This window comes from Arthrobacter sp. R4-81, assembly GCF_054792365.1.
In genome coordinates this window covers 4270501-4286738 of the sequence record NZ_CP096445.1, presented here as the reverse complement: position 1 = coordinate 4286738, position 16238 = coordinate 4270501, and the positions used below count along the sequence as shown (strand labels likewise).

The window sequence follows — 16238 nt, the reverse complement described above, 5'->3', positions numbered from 1 at the left end:
GGTCACGGACCGTCCGCCGGGGGCAGGGATTCTGGCTGTTGTCCGAAGCACCACCAGATTCACCGCTTATCGGGAAGGAGAGCAGGCCTCCCCGCAAGCGGTTCTGATCCCAGAGGATCGTTTGTGACCATCACCTCCCTGACACGTTCCCGGGGCGCAGGCCGCGCCGGGGATAAAGTCTTCTCCGGAGCCGCCTTGGCAGCAGGCTGCCTGATCCTTGCGGTGCTCTTTGGCGTTGCCCTTTTTCTTGTTATCCAGGCCCTCCCCGCGTTCATGGCACCCGCTGACAAGATCCAAGGCGGCGAAGGGTTTTTTGCCTACATCTGGCCGATCGTTATCGGTACCTTGATCGCAGCGCTGATCGCGCTGGTGATCGCCACCCCCATAGCTATCGGAGTGGCACTCTTTATTTCCCACTTCGCGCCGCGCCAACTCGCCTCCGGGCTCGGGTACGTGATCGATCTCCTCGCCGCCATTCCGTCAGTGGTTTACGGCGCCTGGGGTGCAGCCTTCCTGGCCAAGGAAATATCACCGGCGTACAACTGGCTCGCGGACAACATGGGATGGCTGCCCATCTTCCAGGGCCCTGCCTCCGCAACAGGCAAAACGATCCTCACCGCCGGCATAGTGCTCGCTGTGATGGTCCTGCCCATCATCACTTCCCTCACGCGTGAAATCTTCCTGCAGACCCCTAAACTGCACGAGGAAGCCGCGTTGGCACTGGGCGCGACGCGCTGGGAAATGATCAAGATGACTGTGCTGCCGTTTGGTCGGCCAGGAATCATCAGCGCGGTGATGCTGGGCCTCGGAAGGGCGCTTGGCGAGACGATGGCTGTTGCATTGGTCCTTTCCTCAGGAGCCCTTACCGCGAGCCTGATCCAGTCCGGAAACCAGACCATCGCCGCGGAGATCGCCCTGAACTTCCCCGAAGCGAGCGGTCTTAAGGTCAGCACCCTGATCGCCGCAGGTCTGGTGCTGTTCCTCATCACCCTCGCCGTGAACATCGTGGCCCGCTGGATCATCAGCAGGCACAAAGAATTCTCTGGAGCCAACTAAATGACCGCCACCATGACCCCGAACCCGGTCCGCAAACGGTCTGCCCTCACGAAGGGCCAGCTACCTAAAGCGGCACCATTTATTGTCCTCGTCCTCGCCATGGTCATTGGCGCGGCCATCCTGGCTCTCGTCGGCTTCAATGCGTTCGGCTGGGGAATCGTCTCCGGCGTCCTCTTCGCTACCGGTCTGGTGGGCTGGAGCGCCGTGGTCGAAGGCCGCCGCAAGGCCCAGGACAAGTTGGCCACCTGCCTTGTCAGTGGCGCATTCATCGTGGCTCTGCTGCCGCTCGTATCCGTGATCTGGACTGTGCTGGTGAACGGCATCCCCGGACTGCTGACGCCCGGTTTCCTCACTTACTCGATGAACGGCGTGACCGGGGCCTATGACAACAGGGCTGTCGAAGAGGGCGCGCCAATTATCGGCGGCATCTACCATGCCCTGCTCGGAACCCTGGAGATCACCCTCCTGGCTACGCTCATCTCAGTTCCTGTCGGTCTGCTCACAGCCATATACCTTGTTGAATACGGGGCTGACCGGCCGCTTGCCCGTGCCATCACGTTCTTTGTGGACGTCATGACCGGCATCCCGTCCATCGTCGCCGGACTCTTCTCTGCCGCGTTCTTCTTCGCCATCGTGGGGCCGGGAACCAAAACGGGCGCGGTGGCCGCCGTCGCTCTTTCCGTCCTGATGATTCCCGTGGTGGTCCGCTCAAGTGAGGAAATGCTGAAGATTGTGCCCAACGAGCTCCGCGAGGCGGCCTACGCCTTGGGCGTTCGTAAGTGGCGCACCATCCTCAAAGTGGTGATCCCGACGGCGATTTCCGGCATCGCTTCAGGCGTCACCCTGGCTATCGCCCGTGTTATCGGGGAAACGGCCCCCATCCTGGTCACCGCCGGATTCGCGACGGCGATCAACGCCAATGTCTTCAGCGGCTGGATGGCGTCACTGCCCACGTTCATCTACACGCAGATCCTGAACCCGACGTCGCCCTCCAACCCGGATCCGTCATCCCAGCGTGCCTGGGGAGCGGCCCTGGTGCTCATCATCCTGGTAATGCTGCTCAACCTCGGCGCCCGCCTGATCGCCAAGGTCTTCGCGCCCAAGGCCGGCCGCTAGTACCGCAGCCCCGCTGGAACTAAACTTCAATCCGTACCTCAGTTAGTGAAGGAACAAAATGTCAAAGCGCATCGACGTCAAGGACCTGAACGTCTACTACAGCAAGTTCCTTGCCGTCGAAGACGTCAGCATCAACATCGAAGCCAAATCCGTCACGGCCTTCATCGGCCCGTCCGGCTGTGGGAAGTCGACTTTCCTGCGCACTCTGAACCGGATGCACGAAGTCATTCCCGGTGCCCGCGTTGAAGGTGAAGTACTGCTCGACGGCGACAACCTTTACGGCGCCGGCGTTGATCCGGTGACCGTGCGTTCCCAGATTGGCATGGTGTTCCAGCGTCCCAACCCGTTCCCCACTATGTCCATCCGCGATAACGTCCTGGCCGGCGTCAAGCTGAATAACCAGAAGATTTCCAAGGGCGAGGCGGATGCCCTGGTGGAGCGTTCCCTGCGTGGTGCGAACCTGTGGAATGAGGTCAAAGACAGGCTCCAGAAGCCGGGATCGGGCCTCTCCGGTGGGCAGCAGCAGCGCCTGTGCATCGCCCGCGCCATTGCTGTTGAGCCCCAGGTGATCCTGATGGACGAGCCCTGCTCGGCATTGGACCCCATCTCCACCCTGGCTATTGAGGACCTCATTAACGACCTCAAGGACCAGTACACCGTGGTCATCGTTACCCACAATATGCAGCAGGCAGCCCGCGTCTCGGACAGGACCGCCTTCTTCAACATCGCCGGAACAGGCAAGCCGGGCAAGCTGATCGAGGTCGGCGACACCCACACCATCTTCAGCAACCCGACTCAGAAGGCAACGGAAGACTACGTCTCCGGCCGGTTCGGATAGACCCCAGCCCGCCTGCTACGGCTGTCCGGAAAGTGCGGCCTGATGGGCCGTTCCCGCGTTGTGGGCTCTCGACTTCGATACCGTGCGGAGTCGGGGAGTCAAAGCGGCATCGGCTATCGTCAGCGTGACCGGTGAGGCCACGATGGGGAGGGGGACAGCCATGATGCCTTGGCGGCCGGAGATCTCCAGTACACCGGCGTCGATGATGGCCCGCAACTCGGAGCCTTCGGCGGCCGGGAAGAACGCGTTGTCGAAGTCCCTATTCCCTGCCACAGTGACCCGGAGGCCGTTCCCCTCGTACCGGAGCGTGGCGAGTGGCCCGTCCAGCGTGGCGAGGCTGATAACCGTCCCAGCGGTAATGGCCCACCGGAGGTCCACGCCGTCCTCGAGCACCGTCTCGAAAACCCCATCGCTAACCTGCTCCAGGGATCCCGGTTGCAAGTACTTCTCGAGGTCGGCGTGCGGGGCGGCCACCAGTGTATCGCCGTCGAGCCTCAGCGTGTGCGGGATGCTCAGCGCGCTGGCCCATTGCCCTTCCGGGCTAATGACGCCGCGCACCCAGAAAATCAGGGAGGGGGTGCCGTCCCTGTCCCGGAAGAAGGTAGGGGCGTAGTAACTCTTGCCGTAGGTGAGCTGGCCCCAGGAGCGGGCAGTGAACTGACCGTTGGAGTAGCTTCCTACGCCGTAGGCCACGTAGTGCAGGACGTCGTCTTCCCAGATGGAGGTGACCAGGACGTGGGAGCCGTCAATCTCAAAGAGCTGCGGGCATTCCCACATTGTGCCTGTCCACACCGGATCCGTCGCTGTGCCGGGGCGCTGGGCGGCGATACCGTCCAAGATCCAATTCGATAGGTCCGCTGAGCTGTAAGAGACTGCGGCCGCGGTTCCGCCTTCCAGCCCTGCCCCAACGAACATGCGCCACTGTCCGCCGTCGCGGAAAACGAACGGGTCCCGGTAGGCAACGACTCCGGCATCGGGAGCTGTCATCAGCCTGGTTCCCTTTGTCCAGGTGTTCCAGGAGCCATCATCCGGGGTGGCGGTCCGGACTGTCCCAATGCCGATATCCGGTTCGGTGACCGAAGTGTAGAACATGGTAGCGTCACCGTCCGGACCGTTCACGATGGAACCGGACCAGACGCCGTCGTCCCCTTCTCCGGGTGCGATGGCAATGCCCTGTTCTTTCCAGGCGATCATGTCCGGGGAGGTGGCGTGGCCCCAGTGGCAGTTGGAAGCCCACGTGGTGCGGGCAGGGACGTACTGGTAAAAGAGGTGGTACTGGCCGTCCTTCCACGTCACGCCGAGGGGATCGTTGATCCATCCTTCATTAGCTGTGAAGTGGAAGGCGGGGCGGGGTTCCTGCGTGTTCATGCTGATCCTTGTCTGCTGGATGAATTACCGGGCCGGGACGCTGTTTGCGGCCAGGAACCGTTGCCGGACATCCCTGGCCTGCTCGGCGTTGGCCTTCTCCCACTCGTCGATCTCCGACCGGCGTTCGTTCCGGACAGCGTCCCGCGCTTCGGTAAACCGTTGCATGCGTTCAGCGGAGGCGTTTCGGGCGGCCGTCTGGGCCGGACTAAGTTCAGGCAGGGGAATCTCTTCCACCTGGTCACGTGGGCGCAGCGGCAGGCGATCTTCGACAGCACCGATGTCCAGGATGGGCGAGGGGAGGCTCTGGTACCAGTAAGCGGTGGAGGACCAGTCGTCGGAGAGGTGGTTGGCGTGGCCGTGTTCGAAGGTGACCTTGATGCGTTTCTGGAACCTAATGGGATCGGTCATGTGGAAGCGGTAGCTGTGGTGGAAGCCCGGTACGTTCTCTTCGTGGACCATGGTGCCGTTCATGAGGAAAGCGTTGTGCTGCATGCCCCAGGCGTGGCCGAAGTAGTCCTCCATCCCTGTGCCATGAAGACTGGGCGGCCAGGTGTCGTCGTCGATGAAAATCATGTCGTCGCCTTCTCCCCACCATGAGCCTTGGAAGTGGCGGACGGCGAGGTTGCAGCCCACGTAGTGCCCCTGGCCTTCGGTTTCGAGCACCACGTAGTTGTCATCGCCTGTGAGGTTGGGGATGGCCACTTCAATGCTGTTGGTCTGCAGGTCAGGGCCCCAGCCGGCGTTGGGCTTCTGCCGGCGCCAGTGGGCGTGGAAGTAGGCGGTGTCCTCGGGCAGAGGCTCGGTGTAGAGCTCGTAATCGATGTAGAAGTACTGCAGGTAGGGGATGTCGTTCTGGTTTTCAACGACGATCCGGGCGCGGGAGTTGAAGGGCATTTCGAAGTAGCTGTTGAACGCCGCGCTGCCGCCGAAGGTGTTCAGTTCGCCCTCCTTTGCGGAGACCGACAGTGGCAGTGAGTCGTAGGACCCTGAGAGGGAGTTCATCAGGCCGAAGAAGTCACCCAGCGGGGCGATAACGCTGGGGGTTTCCTGGTCGTCCCAGTACATTTTGAGGACGATTTTCCGGTAGTAGTCCGGGTCAACCACTTCCCAGCTGACACCGAGGGCGTTGTGGATTTCAAGCATTGGCACGCCCACCAGTTCCGGGGAGATCTGCCCGGGGCCCGGTTGGATCCGGCAGGACTGGGTCATCCAGATGTGCGTGATCAAGCCCGGTCCTTCGATATCAGCCAGGACGCGTTCCTCGCCGGGCATGATGATCCAGTTGTCCCTGTTGCGGCCGGTCTGGTCCCAGCTGGACGCCCGGGCTGTGCGGGCGGTGGAGAGTTTTGTCAGGCTTGAGAGCAAGCCTGAGCGCGGCGATGTTGCCATGGGTATGTGTCCTTTCAAAGAGTGCTTGTTGTTTAGCCCTTGACGGCTGACTGGGTGAGGCTGGCGATGATCCACCGCTGCGCCACAAGGAAGACGATGAGTGCGGGAGCGATGGCGATGGTGGTTGCCGCCATGACCTGGGCCACATTTCCGGCACCGTACGGCCCGAGCATCAGGACCAGGCCCAGCGGCAGGGTGGCAGTGTCCGTACTGTTAAGGAAGATGGAAGGTGCGAAGTAGGCATTCCAGCTGCCCAGGAACGTGATCACACCGAGGGTGCTGACGGCATTCTTTGCCAGCGGCAGTGCGATCAGGCGGTAGGTCTGCCAGGCGGTGGCACCGTCCATGCGGGCGGCGTCGATGATTTCCTGCGGCAGCCCCAGGAAGAACTGCCGCAGCAGGAAGACGCCCAGGGCCCCGGTGACACCGGGCAAGATGAGACTCAAAGGGTTGTCCAGCAGGCCGAAGGTCCGCATCAGCAGGAACAGCGGAATGATGGTCACTTGCGCCGGTACCATCAGCGAGGACAGCAAGGCGACAAAGATTGAGTTGCGTCCAGGGAAGTCGAGCTTCGCGAAGGCATATCCAGCCATGGGTGCCGTGATGATCATGCTGATGCTGACCGCGATGGCGATGACGGCGCTGTTGAGCATGTTTCGGAGGATGGGGACCGGCCCGCTGACCGCATCGGCGTAGTTGGTCCAGTCCCACTCGGTGGGCAGCCATTGCGGGGGCAGGTCGTAGGCCTGGCTGGCGTCGCGGAGTGAGGTGGTGAACATCCACAGGAAGGGAGCAACCATGCCGATGGCTCCGAGGACCAGCAGCGCCACGGAAATACTCTTCCCGATTCCGGGACGGGGCCTGCTGCGCCTGGCGGTACCCCCGCCGGCGCTGAGGGCGTTGGTGTCACTCATTGTTCACCCATGACTTCCTGAGGCGGAACTGGACCAGCGTCACCAGCATGATGATGAGGAACAGTGTCACTGCGATGGCTGAGGCGTAGCCCATGTCAAATTTGTTGAAGGCAACTTCGGCGATATACATCACCACGCTGCGGCTGGCGTCGCCCGGGCCGCCTCTGGTGAGCACGATGATGGATTCATAGATTTGGAATGCGCCGATGATGGTGATGGTGATGTTGAAGAATGTGGCCTGGCTGATCATCGGGACCGTGATGCGGCGGAAGATCTGCCATTCGTTGGCCCCGTCCATGCGAGCGGCCTCAACCATGTCCTTGGGGACTTCCTGCAGGGCAGCGACGAAGATCAACATGGCAAACCCGACGTTCCGCCAGGTGTCCACAATGATCACCGATACCTTGGAGAACTCTGAACTGTTGAGCCAGTCGATGCGTTCTCCTCCCAAGGCGGTGATGTAGTAGTTCAGAATGCCCGTGTCCTTCTGGAAGAGTGCCTGCCAGATGATGGATACGTACACCAGAGCCACGAGGTACGGGAAAAAGTACGCGGAGCGGAAGACATACGTCAGAGCCCGGGGAAGCCGCTGATTTATCAGGACGGCGAACAGGAGCGCGAAGCCGTTGATAAGTACGACGGCTGCCCCGACATACAGGACGGTGTTGCCGTAGGTTGTGGCGAGCCGTTCGTCCCTGAACATTCGGACGTAGTTCTCGATCCCCACGAACTTCGGGGCCGTCAGGATGTTGTACTTTGTGAGGCTCAGATAGATGGCGGCGACCAGTGGGCCAAGGACGAAAACAAGGAAGCCGATGATGGTCGGTGCGGTGAAGAGGTAGCCCGTCAGTGCTTCACGACGGCGGGTGGCGGTGAGCTGCCCTGGGCGCCCCCCGCGCCCCTGAGGGGGCGCGGGTGGCAGTTCGGTTGTGGGGGCTGTCAGGGTCACTGCTTCAACGCCTCCTCGACATCCTTTTGGGCTTTCTCCAGCGAGGAACCGATGTCCTGGCCGGACATGATTTCATCCATGGCCCGCATGAACGCTGGATCCAGCACGTTGTAAGCCCTCGGGGCGGCCACGGGCTTCGCATACGACAGTGAGTTGTAGAACTCTTCAGCGTGGTCGGGGGAGGCCAGGAACTCGGGTGATGAAGCAGCCGTCTTGGTGGACGGTACGGCGGCACCGGCGTCGGCCCATTTCTTCTGCGTCTGCTGGTCCGTCAGCATCTTGATGAACTCCCAGGACAGCTCCTGGTTCTTGGAGGTCTTGGAGATGGCAAACGCTCCGGCACCGAAGACGGTGGACTTGGTGGTTCCCTTCGGCCAAGGCAGGATGTCGTAGTCGGCGAAGCCGGCCTTTTCGAAGCCGCCGGTCACGAAGTGGCCCGCTCCGGTCATGGCTGCCTTGCCTGCTGGGAACAGCTGGTAGGGGTCTGATCCCTTAGGCTGCGGTGCCACCCCGTGCTCGGTGACAAGGTCCCGTACCCAACCTAAGGTCTCCTTGACCTTCGGGTCAGTCAGCTGGGCTGTCGTCAGATCCTCACTCATCATCGAGGTGCCGTTGGAATACAGCCAGGGGGTGATGCCGAAGGAGTAGTACGGCATGGCGAACCCGTACACTTTGTCCCCACCGGTTCCTGTGGTCAGTTTCTTGGAGATCTCAAGGAAGTCATCCCAGGTCCAGTCATCGCTCGGCCGCTCGATTCCGGCTGCTTCGAACATCTTCGTGTTGTAGTAAATGACCATCGTGTTGAACGTATTGGGCATCAGGTAGGTGGATCCGTCCTTGCTGAAGCCTGCGAGCAGTTTCGGATCGATGTCCTCACGCAGGGACTTCGCCTCGGGGTCGTTTTTGAGGAAACCGTCCATCGGCGTGAACAGCTCATTGGCCAGGCCCAGCTCCACGCCCTCAGTGGCGATGTTGATGACGTCCGGGGCCTGCCCTGCGGCAGCCTGGGTGACAAGCTTGTTGACGTACTCTGTCCACGTCGTGATGGGGGTGAAGTTGTTGTTCACGGTTACGTTCGGGTACTTCTCCTTGAAGCGCTCGGCGACGCCGTCGTACACGGCCTTGTCGCCCGGGTCGCCCCAGTTCGAGACCGAGATTGTGGCCGTGATGTCCTTTGCCGGTGCGGAGTAGGGCCCATCCGCTGCCGGGGCCGCAGACTCCGTGGCGCTCCCGCATGCGGTGAGGGCCAGCAGGGCAGCGGCTGCCCCTGCGGCGATGGTGGTGCGTAGTGCTTTTCTCATGTGATGCTCCTTTGCATTCTGCGACCGGAGGAAGGTGCGCCGTTGGATGGGATGGGGGTTTTAAAGGCAGGTTTCTGATGGAGTGACTATTGCGTTGAGCGGCGGAATTCGATTTCGGAGTCGAGTCTGAGGATCTTCGTCGGCGCCGAGGGGTTGCCCAGGCGCCGCATGAGCAGATTGACGGCGCTCTCGCCGAGCCGGAAAGCCGGTTGGCGGACGGTGGTGATCTGGGGCTCGAACAGGTCTGAGTAGGTGAAACCGTCGAAGGCGGCGAAGGCCAGGTTTCCGGGCACCTGAAGGCCTTTGTGCTGGACGGCACGCAAGGCCCCTGCGGCCAGAAGCGTACTGCAGGCCAGGATCGCGCTGGGCTGCTCCGCGGAAGAGCTCAGCAGCTTTCCGACACGCTCAAATGTCGATGCCGCCGTGATGGTGCCTTCGCAGAGCAAGCCCTCCGGGACCTCGAATCCCCGTTCGCGCATGGCGGTGTGGAAGCCGTCATAACGCTCACGGAGGGACGAAACGCGCAGGTCCCCTGAGACGAGCAGAATCCGCTGGTGTCCTCCTGTGGTGAGGTGGTCAACGAGGGCTGCCATGGCGGATTGGTTGTTAACCCCTACCTGATCCACGTCCAGGTTTGCGAGCCGGTCCAGGAGGACGAGGGGTTTCTTCTCTTCGCGGATTCTTTCGAGCAGCCCGGCAGCCGAGCCAGCTGCCCGTGCAATAATCAGCCCATCCACGCGGCGGTCAAGCAGGGCCTCTACCGCCGAGAGCTCTCTGGCGGGATCTTCCGCCGAGTTGGCCAGCAACAGGGACAGGCCCTGCTGCGCGGCGGCTTCTTCGACCCCGTGCACCATGTCTGCGAATGCCGGCTCTCCGGCATCGGAGATAACAAGGCCGATGGAGTCGGTCCTCGTGCGCCGCATCGAACGGGCCAGTGCATCCCGCCGGTAACCCGTTGCCCGGACTGCCGTCATGACTCGGGCTCTGGTTTCCGGTTCAACGTGCCTGGTGTCGTTGAGGACGTGCGAGACAGTCGACGTCGAAACACCAGCAAGGGATGCGACATCGACGATGGTTGCCACATCGACTCCTTCCAGCGAAACGTTTGCGCGAACGTTTCGATGGTAGAGACAAACGTTTCGATGTGCAATAGCTCACAGAAAAAGAGTTTTCTCCGCTTCATTCAGCAGTCACACTGAGGGAGTTTGCTGAGGGTTTAGGCGGAAGGCCCCGAGCCCGTGGACGCCCGGTATTCGATCGTGGGTGCCAGCCGCACTGTCGTGGGGTCGCCCGATTTGTCGGCGATTCTCTTGGTCAACAGCTCTGCTGCTGTGGCCCCGACCTGGAACGCCGGTTGGCGGACGGTGGTGAGCTGGGGCTCGAAAAGGTCCGCGTAGGCAAAGCCGTCGAAGGTAGCGAAGGCGATATCCTCCGGCATTCGAATCCCACGTTGTTGGATTTGCTGGAGTGCGGCTGCAGCGAGGACGGTGCTGCAGGCGATCACAGCCGTAGGAGGCTCGGCTGCTGACAGCGCTGCCTCGATGTCGGCGCTGGTCTTCCCGGCGTCGGGAGCTGTGACTATCAGGTGGCCGGATGGTGTGATCCCGGCTGCGGCCATCGCTTCCGTAAAGGCCTCGTGCCGTTCTTGCAGCGTGGCAACCCTGGTGTCTCCGGCGACCAGCAGAATTCTTTCGTGGCCCTGCAATACCAGGTGCTCAACCAACTCCTTGATGGGCTCGCGGTTTTCGACTCCCACCTGGTCGTAGGGGTCATCGGAGAGCCTGTCCATCAGCACCAAAGGTGTGTCGTGGTTGGCGAATTCGGAGAGGGCCTCGGGGCCGGAGCCCGCCGCGCGGGCCAGGATAAGGCCGTCCACCCGGCGCTCCAGCAGGGCCTCGACGGCCCGCGCCTCACGTTCCGGGTCTTCAGCGGAATTGGCCAGGAGCAATGTGATGCCCTGGGTTGCAGCCGTCTCTTCCACGCCTCGGATCATTTCGGCGAAGGCCGGTTCCCCGCCGTCGGAAACAATGAGGCCGATGCTGTCAGTCCTGGAGCGACGCATGGCACGGGCCAGTGCGTCCTGCCGGTAGGAGGTCTCCTCGATGGCCTTCAGCACGCGTTCCCGCGTTTCATCGCCCACATATCTGGTGCCGTTCAGGACGTGGGAGACAGTGGAGATCGACACACCGGCAAGCTTCGCCACTTTTACCATCGTCGTCATCGTCGCCGCCCTCGGTGAATCGTTTGCGCGAACGTTTCGCGTGCTCCCGGTCAGTCTACAGAGAGGAGCGCGGCCGAAGGCGAAGGCCCCGTTCTTCCTGTCGCACGGCTGGACACGCTTGCCGTCAGGAGTGTTGTTGAAGGACACGGTGGCGTAGAAGTCCTTGCCCCAGTCCAGCCAGTCATGCTCCTCCATGCATGGAAGCGCTTCCGTGTCCGAGAGTACGAACTCATCCGCCAGGGGATGTCCCCACCCACTGCGGTTGTAATCCACCACTCTGATAGTGGCCTGGCTGCCCCGGAATTCCTTGACGTCCCATGCGGCCCAGTCCAGGTGTTCGCTATCCGCTCCAGTGGCCGTCAGCACGGTTTGGCCATTGACCACCAGGTTCACGGTGGTTTCAGCGTTGCGGGGTTTGCAGGAACAGAGCCAAGGACCAGTACACCGTGGTCATCGTTACCCACAATATGCAGCAGGCAGCCCGCGTCTCGGACAGGACCGCCTTCTTCAACATCGCCGGAACAGGCAAGCCGGGCAAGCTGATCGAGGTCGGCGACACCCACACCATCTTCAGCAACCCGACTCAGAAGGCAACGGAAGACTACGTCTCCGGCCGGTTCGGATAGACCCCAGCCGAGCGGGGCCCTGCCCCTGAGCGGCCCGGCCGCCGTCGTCTGCTGCCGGTCCCCGAAAAGGAAACCGGCAGCAAACGGACAGTCAGTGCGGTGAGTGCAGGAGCACATTAGTCCAGCGTGAAGGTCGCGTCCTGGTAGCCGAGACCTGCACTGACGCTCTGAACCAGCATCTTGTAGTTGTAATGGCGCAAGTACCTCCCGGGGTTGGCCACAGATTCAAAGGAAACGCCCGAGCTGGAGGCCAGGCCCGCCCGCCTGTTGAAGGATGCCGCTGCTGCGAAGGACGCGCTGCCGTCGGATGCCTCCAATCGGACAGAGGTTCCCCTGTCCACTAGGTACTTGCCCGGGAAGTTTGCGGATTCCAGCGAAACTGAGGTTCCTCCCGCAAGACCCGTGATGAGGTTGAACTGCGAATCTGCAAGAAGCGTCACGTCCGTGTCGAGGCGAGCTTCGTTGAGGTAATGGCGGACGCACCGGTTCGGGAAGTTAAAGGACATCAGCCGAACGGGCAAGGGCCCGTTCTTCAGCGGAATTCCCAAGTTGGGCGTACCGTCTGTATTCCAGTAAACCTTCTGCACCCTCGTGTGCCGGTTTTGGTCGTAAAGCGGCTCCCCGCTGATGTCCCGGTAGTCACGGGAGTGGTACACGAGGATGTCAGACACTCCGTCTTCTGCGACTGTAAACGAATTGTGTCCCGGCCCGTATTGGCTCGTTGCCTCCGAGGATTTGAAGACCGGGTTGGGAGATTTGGTCCACGACGCAGGGTCCAGCAGGTCCGCTGTCGCGGATGCCGTAAGCAGGCCCATGCAGTAGTTGGCATCGGTGGCACTCGCAGAGTAGGTGCAGAAAACGCGGTTGTTGCGGATGATCACCGCTGGCCCCTCGTTCACAACATGACCCACACGTTCCCAAGCAAGCGTCGGAACGGAGATACGGGCTTGCGGTCCGGTCAGGGTGGCGGGGCCGCTCATACGCGAGATGTAGAGGTTGGTGCCCTGGCCGACTGCTGCTTCCTGCTGGGCCCACACCATGTAGCGCTGGCCGTTGTGCACGAACGTTGTTGCATCCAGGGAGAACGTATCCCAGGCGGTGAAAATTCGTCCCAGTACAGACCATGTGGAGGTCATGGCGTCCGGACCACTGGACTGCAGCACATAGGGGCGGACTCGGAAAGGCTCAGCGGATGTCCCGGCCGCAAAATACATGTACCAGCGATCATTGAAAAAGTGCAGCTCGGGTGCCCAGATATGTCCGCCCATGGAACCTGCAGAGCGGGTCCAGAGTACCTTTTCCGTGGCAGTACCGAGCCCGGCGAGCGTGGATGCAGAGCGAATCACCAGGCGGTCGTATTCCGGCACGGAAGCCGTGAAGTAGTACCGCCCGTCTGTGTGGCGCATGATGTGCGGGTCTGCCCGCTTCAGGATCAACGGGTTCGTCTGGCTGACAGCAGCGGCGAAGGCAGTTGTGGCGCCTGCCAGGGCGAGTGGCGGAAATGCGGCGGCAGCAGCTGCTGCGCCAAGGCCGGTGAGGATTCCCCGGCGGCTGATCCGGGGTGTTGCCTGAGGAGTAGACATGGGACTTCTTTCTTGGAGGTAGCTACTTGCTTGAGAGTGCGATTGCTTCAGCGCTGGTAAGTGCCCGGTTGTAGATGGCAAATTCCCTGATCTGGCCGGAGAAGTACTTGTCGGCCGAATACACGGAACGGCCGATGTAGTTCGCCTTGGTGAGGCCACCCCCGATGTCACGGGGATCTATGGTTACTCCGCTCGCCTGTGAAACCTGTACGCCGTTGCTGTAGATGGTGGCCACGTCGCCTTTGAGGGTGTAGACCAAGTGCTGCCATGTCCCGCGGGGGAGCGCGGCCGTGCCGCTGACGCTCTGTTCGGTGGCCCAGTTCCCGGTGGCGATCGCGCTTTTGTACGTCGAGTTGCCAGTCGCGAAGAGGTAGCCATTGCCGACGCCCGAAGAGTTGGTGTTGCCCATCCCGTACAGGAAGTAGCTTCCGCCTTGGGCAGCGTCCACAAAGACGTCCGCTTCGACGGTCACGTCCACCATGCCGGCCAGCAGGTTATCCGGCAGGTCAACGTGGCCGTCGGTGCCGTTCAGCTTCAGGGACCCTCCGGTCTGCCAGCTGGTTCCACCGACAGCCATGGCGTTGAGGCCGTTGCCCGAGGAGTCCGTGACGGTGGTCCCGGTGGTCTGGTTGAAGGAGTACCGCAGGATTTCACCGTTGGCGTTGGCCGGTTTCGGGGCCGGCTCCTTCTTGAGCGCCGTCAGTTCGGCTTGCGTGACCGGGATGACCGTTCCGTGCCGCGGGCTGGCCGGAAGCTTGTAGGACGCGGGCATCTTCCAGTTCGGGTTTTCCAAGCTGGTGCTCTCCAGCGGAATGTAGCCGCGGCCACCGAATTCGTCGACGAACAGGTACCACTTGTTTTCGATGTTGGATTTGAAGGCCGTGGGGCCTTCAACCGCTTTGGTGCCGGCGTCCCTGCCAATGCAGGAGTCCATCAGCGTCCAATTCTTGGGGGAAGTGGTCGGAAGGTCAGCTGCGGTGAGGTTGCTTGACCGCTCTTGCATGATGTCAGTACAGCCCGAGGCGCTTCCTTCGTCCTTGGTAAAGCGGTAGTAGAAGTTGCCTTCTTTAAGCACAGTGGAGTCGATGACGGAACTCCCCGGGTCAACCCAGATCTGGGGTGTGGAGAAGGTCACGAAGTCGCGTGTGGTGGCATACATCATCTTGTTGTAGGTGCTGCCCGTATGGTTCACGTCCGATTCGGCGTACAGCTTTGAGGCCCAGAAGACCACGTAGGCACCAAGGGAAGGATCGTAAACGGCTTCGGGAGCCCAGAGGTTGCCGGCTGTGTCCGGCGCCAGTTTCACATGCCTTTGGGCGGACCAGGTGACAAGGTCTGTGGATTCCCAGACTTCCAGGAACTTGCTTCCGGTGCGTTGGGAAGCATCCCAGGTGGTCCCGCTGCCGATGGAAAGGTCGGTCGCGATCAGGTAGAACTTGTCGCCTTCCGGGGACCGGACCATGAACGGGTCGCGAAGGCCCTTGGTTCCCTCGATGGAGGTAAGGACGGGTTCGCCGGCGTTGGCTTCGGTCCAGTCCAGGGCATTGTTTCCGTTGCTGGCTGCGAAGTAGATGTTTTCGCCTGCGATGGAATTCCCGGTGAAGTAGCTGAAAGCGTATCCGGCGAAGGGTGCGAGGACTGCCGCTGCCCGCACGCGGGCCACAATCGTCTTGGTGGCCTGGGCAGAGCCGGAAGTTACTTTGGCCGTCAGGGTAACGTCGGTGCCGATGGCAGGACGGGTGACCACTCCAGTGGTGGATATCACCGAGGGATTCGAGGAAGTCCAGGTCACGGGCAAGCCCTGGGCAGATGAAGGTAGCGTGAGATTCCCACGCACATCACTGGCGTTGACTACAGTGATTGAATTCGCCGCATCCGTTGCCCGGCTTTGGTCGGTGGGGGAAAGCGCGGTCACCTCCTGCTGGGTGAGGGCGGCGTTGTAGATCCTGAAGTTCCGGACGCTGCCTTTTAGGTACTTGTCGGCGGAATACAAGGACCGTCCGATCCAGTTCGCCGTGGTGGTGCCGCCGCCGATTGAACCCGGCGTGATAGTGACCCCGGTCTTTCGATTGACTTCCACTCCGTCGAGGTAAAGGACAGCTGTGCCGGCGGACAGCGTGTAGGTGAGGGTTTTCCAGGCACCACGAGGAAGAGCCTGCGAGCTTGTCACGGTCTGTTCCGTTGACCAGTTCCCAGTGGCGATGCTGGTGCGGTAGTTGTTCCCGGTGGTGAAGAGGTAGCCGTTTCCTGCCCCGTTGGTGGAGTTCCCGAGGCCATAGATAAAGTAGGGATTTTGCTGGCCAGCATCAATCAGAACTTCGCTGCTGACCGTTACGGCAGTCAGGCCCAAGAGAATGTTGTTTGGAAGCTGGACGTAGTCATTTACGCCGTCGAGCGTCACTCCCGCAGGGCCTGAGGGGGCGGCACCATTGACCAGCGTGCCGTCATTTCCTTTGCCGGACGAGTCAATCACCCGGGTGCCCGCTGTTTCGTTCAGTTGGTATTCGAGGACCAGGCGGCTGTCCGCCGCGGTGGCCGTGCTTGGCAGGGAAGTTCCGGGGACCAGGAGCCCCAGCAGGATGCCTCCTGCGAGGCTGGAGCGTAAACGTCGTCTTTGTCGCATTCATTGCTACTTTCCGTGCTTGCGGACTGGCCTTGGCCGTGAAGGGGAAGGTCCAGATCGCAGGGGTGGCGCCCACCGGACGGTGGTCCGGGCGGCTGGGAAAAACTTTTGAGCATGCGGCAGCCAAGTATGGATGGCTGGTGCCGAGTGGGTTTCAGTCGTTGACTGAAGGGTGTCCTTGACTGGGGAGCCTGACCGAACGGACTCCGTGACTGAACGAAAGGGCCGACGGCGCCCTGCCGCCTTACCAACGC

Annotated in this window: 12 protein-coding genes and 1 pseudogene; 4 read left to right on the top strand and 9 right to left on the bottom strand. The window is 61.6% G+C overall.

The window, feature by feature from the left end:
- Window positions 1-123 precede the first annotated feature (123 nt).
- Genes pstC through pstB (M1E05_RS19805) form a run of 3 tightly spaced genes read left to right on the top strand, consistent with a single transcriptional unit; the run spans window position 124 to window position 3010 of the window.
- A complete protein-coding gene (pstC, locus tag M1E05_RS19815) occupies window positions 124-1056 on the top strand; it encodes a phosphate ABC transporter permease subunit PstC (RefSeq protein WP_458112896.1) in 933 nt (310 codons plus the stop codon).
- Window positions 1057-2172, top strand: coding sequence for a phosphate ABC transporter permease PstA (gene pstA / locus M1E05_RS19810; protein WP_458112897.1), 1116 nt, complete (start codon window positions 1057-1059; stop codon window positions 2170-2172).
- 58 nt (window positions 2173-2230) lie between these two features.
- Window positions 2231-3010 carry a phosphate ABC transporter ATP-binding protein PstB gene (gene pstB, locus M1E05_RS19805; protein WP_309108482.1) on the top strand — a complete coding sequence of 260 codons (780 nt, stop codon included), beginning with the start codon at window positions 2231-2233 and terminating at the stop codon, window positions 3008-3010.
- Between the two features lie 15 nt (window positions 3011-3025).
- Here the strand turns inward: pstB (M1E05_RS19805) and M1E05_RS19800 are convergent, their stop codons facing one another.
- From M1E05_RS19800 to M1E05_RS19770, 7 genes are all read right to left on the bottom strand, one after another.
- Entirely contained in the window at window positions 3026-4378 is a 1353-nt protein-coding gene (locus M1E05_RS19800) for a glycoside hydrolase family 32 protein (protein WP_461163978.1), read from the bottom strand.
- A gap of 24 nt (window positions 4379-4402) precedes the next feature.
- Window positions 4403-5767, bottom strand: a complete 1365-nt coding sequence (locus M1E05_RS19795; protein ID WP_461163977.1) for a glycoside hydrolase family 172 protein — start codon at window positions 5765-5767, stop codon at window positions 4403-4405.
- 32 nt (window positions 5768-5799) lie between these two features.
- Window positions 5800-6681 carry a carbohydrate ABC transporter permease gene (locus M1E05_RS19790; protein WP_461163976.1) on the bottom strand — a complete coding sequence of 294 codons (882 nt, stop codon included), beginning with the start codon at window positions 6679-6681 and terminating at the stop codon, window positions 5800-5802.
- Complete coding sequence (locus M1E05_RS19785) at window positions 6674-7630, bottom strand: carbohydrate ABC transporter permease (protein ID WP_309108486.1); 957 nt, start codon at window positions 7628-7630, stop codon at window positions 6674-6676. Before M1E05_RS19785 ends, M1E05_RS19790 begins: the two co-directional genes overlap by 8 nt.
- A complete protein-coding gene (locus tag M1E05_RS19780; protein ID WP_461163975.1) occupies window positions 7627-8931 on the bottom strand; it encodes an ABC transporter substrate-binding protein in 1305 nt (434 codons plus the stop codon). The genes M1E05_RS19785 and M1E05_RS19780 overlap by 4 nt, the downstream gene beginning before the upstream one ends.
- A gap of 86 nt (window positions 8932-9017) precedes the next feature.
- The gene (locus tag M1E05_RS19775; protein ID WP_458112903.1) at window positions 9018-10013 is read right to left on the bottom strand and encodes a LacI family DNA-binding transcriptional regulator; all 996 of its coding nucleotides are present in this window, start codon (window positions 10011-10013) and stop codon (window positions 9018-9020) included.
- Window positions 10014-10147: 134 nt separating this feature from the next.
- Complete coding sequence (locus M1E05_RS19770; RefSeq protein ID WP_461163974.1) at window positions 10148-11536, bottom strand: LacI family DNA-binding transcriptional regulator; 1389 nt, start codon at window positions 11534-11536, stop codon at window positions 10148-10150.
- Between the two features lie 47 nt (window positions 11537-11583).
- Here M1E05_RS19770 and pstB (M1E05_RS19765) point away from each other — a divergent pair.
- A pseudogene (pstB, locus tag M1E05_RS19765) lies at window positions 11584-11778 on the top strand (phosphate ABC transporter ATP-binding protein); the annotation flags it as partial.
- A gap of 116 nt (window positions 11779-11894) precedes the next feature.
- Here pstB (M1E05_RS19765) and M1E05_RS19760 read toward each other — a convergent pair.
- Entirely contained in the window at window positions 11895-13361 is a 1467-nt protein-coding gene (locus M1E05_RS19760) for a family 43 glycosylhydrolase (RefSeq protein ID WP_461163973.1), read from the bottom strand.
- A 22-nt stretch (window positions 13362-13383) separates the two neighbouring features.
- A complete protein-coding gene (locus M1E05_RS19755; protein ID WP_461163972.1) occupies window positions 13384-15984 on the bottom strand; it encodes a LamG-like jellyroll fold domain-containing protein in 2601 nt (866 codons plus the stop codon).
- Window positions 15985-16238 lie beyond the last annotated feature (254 nt).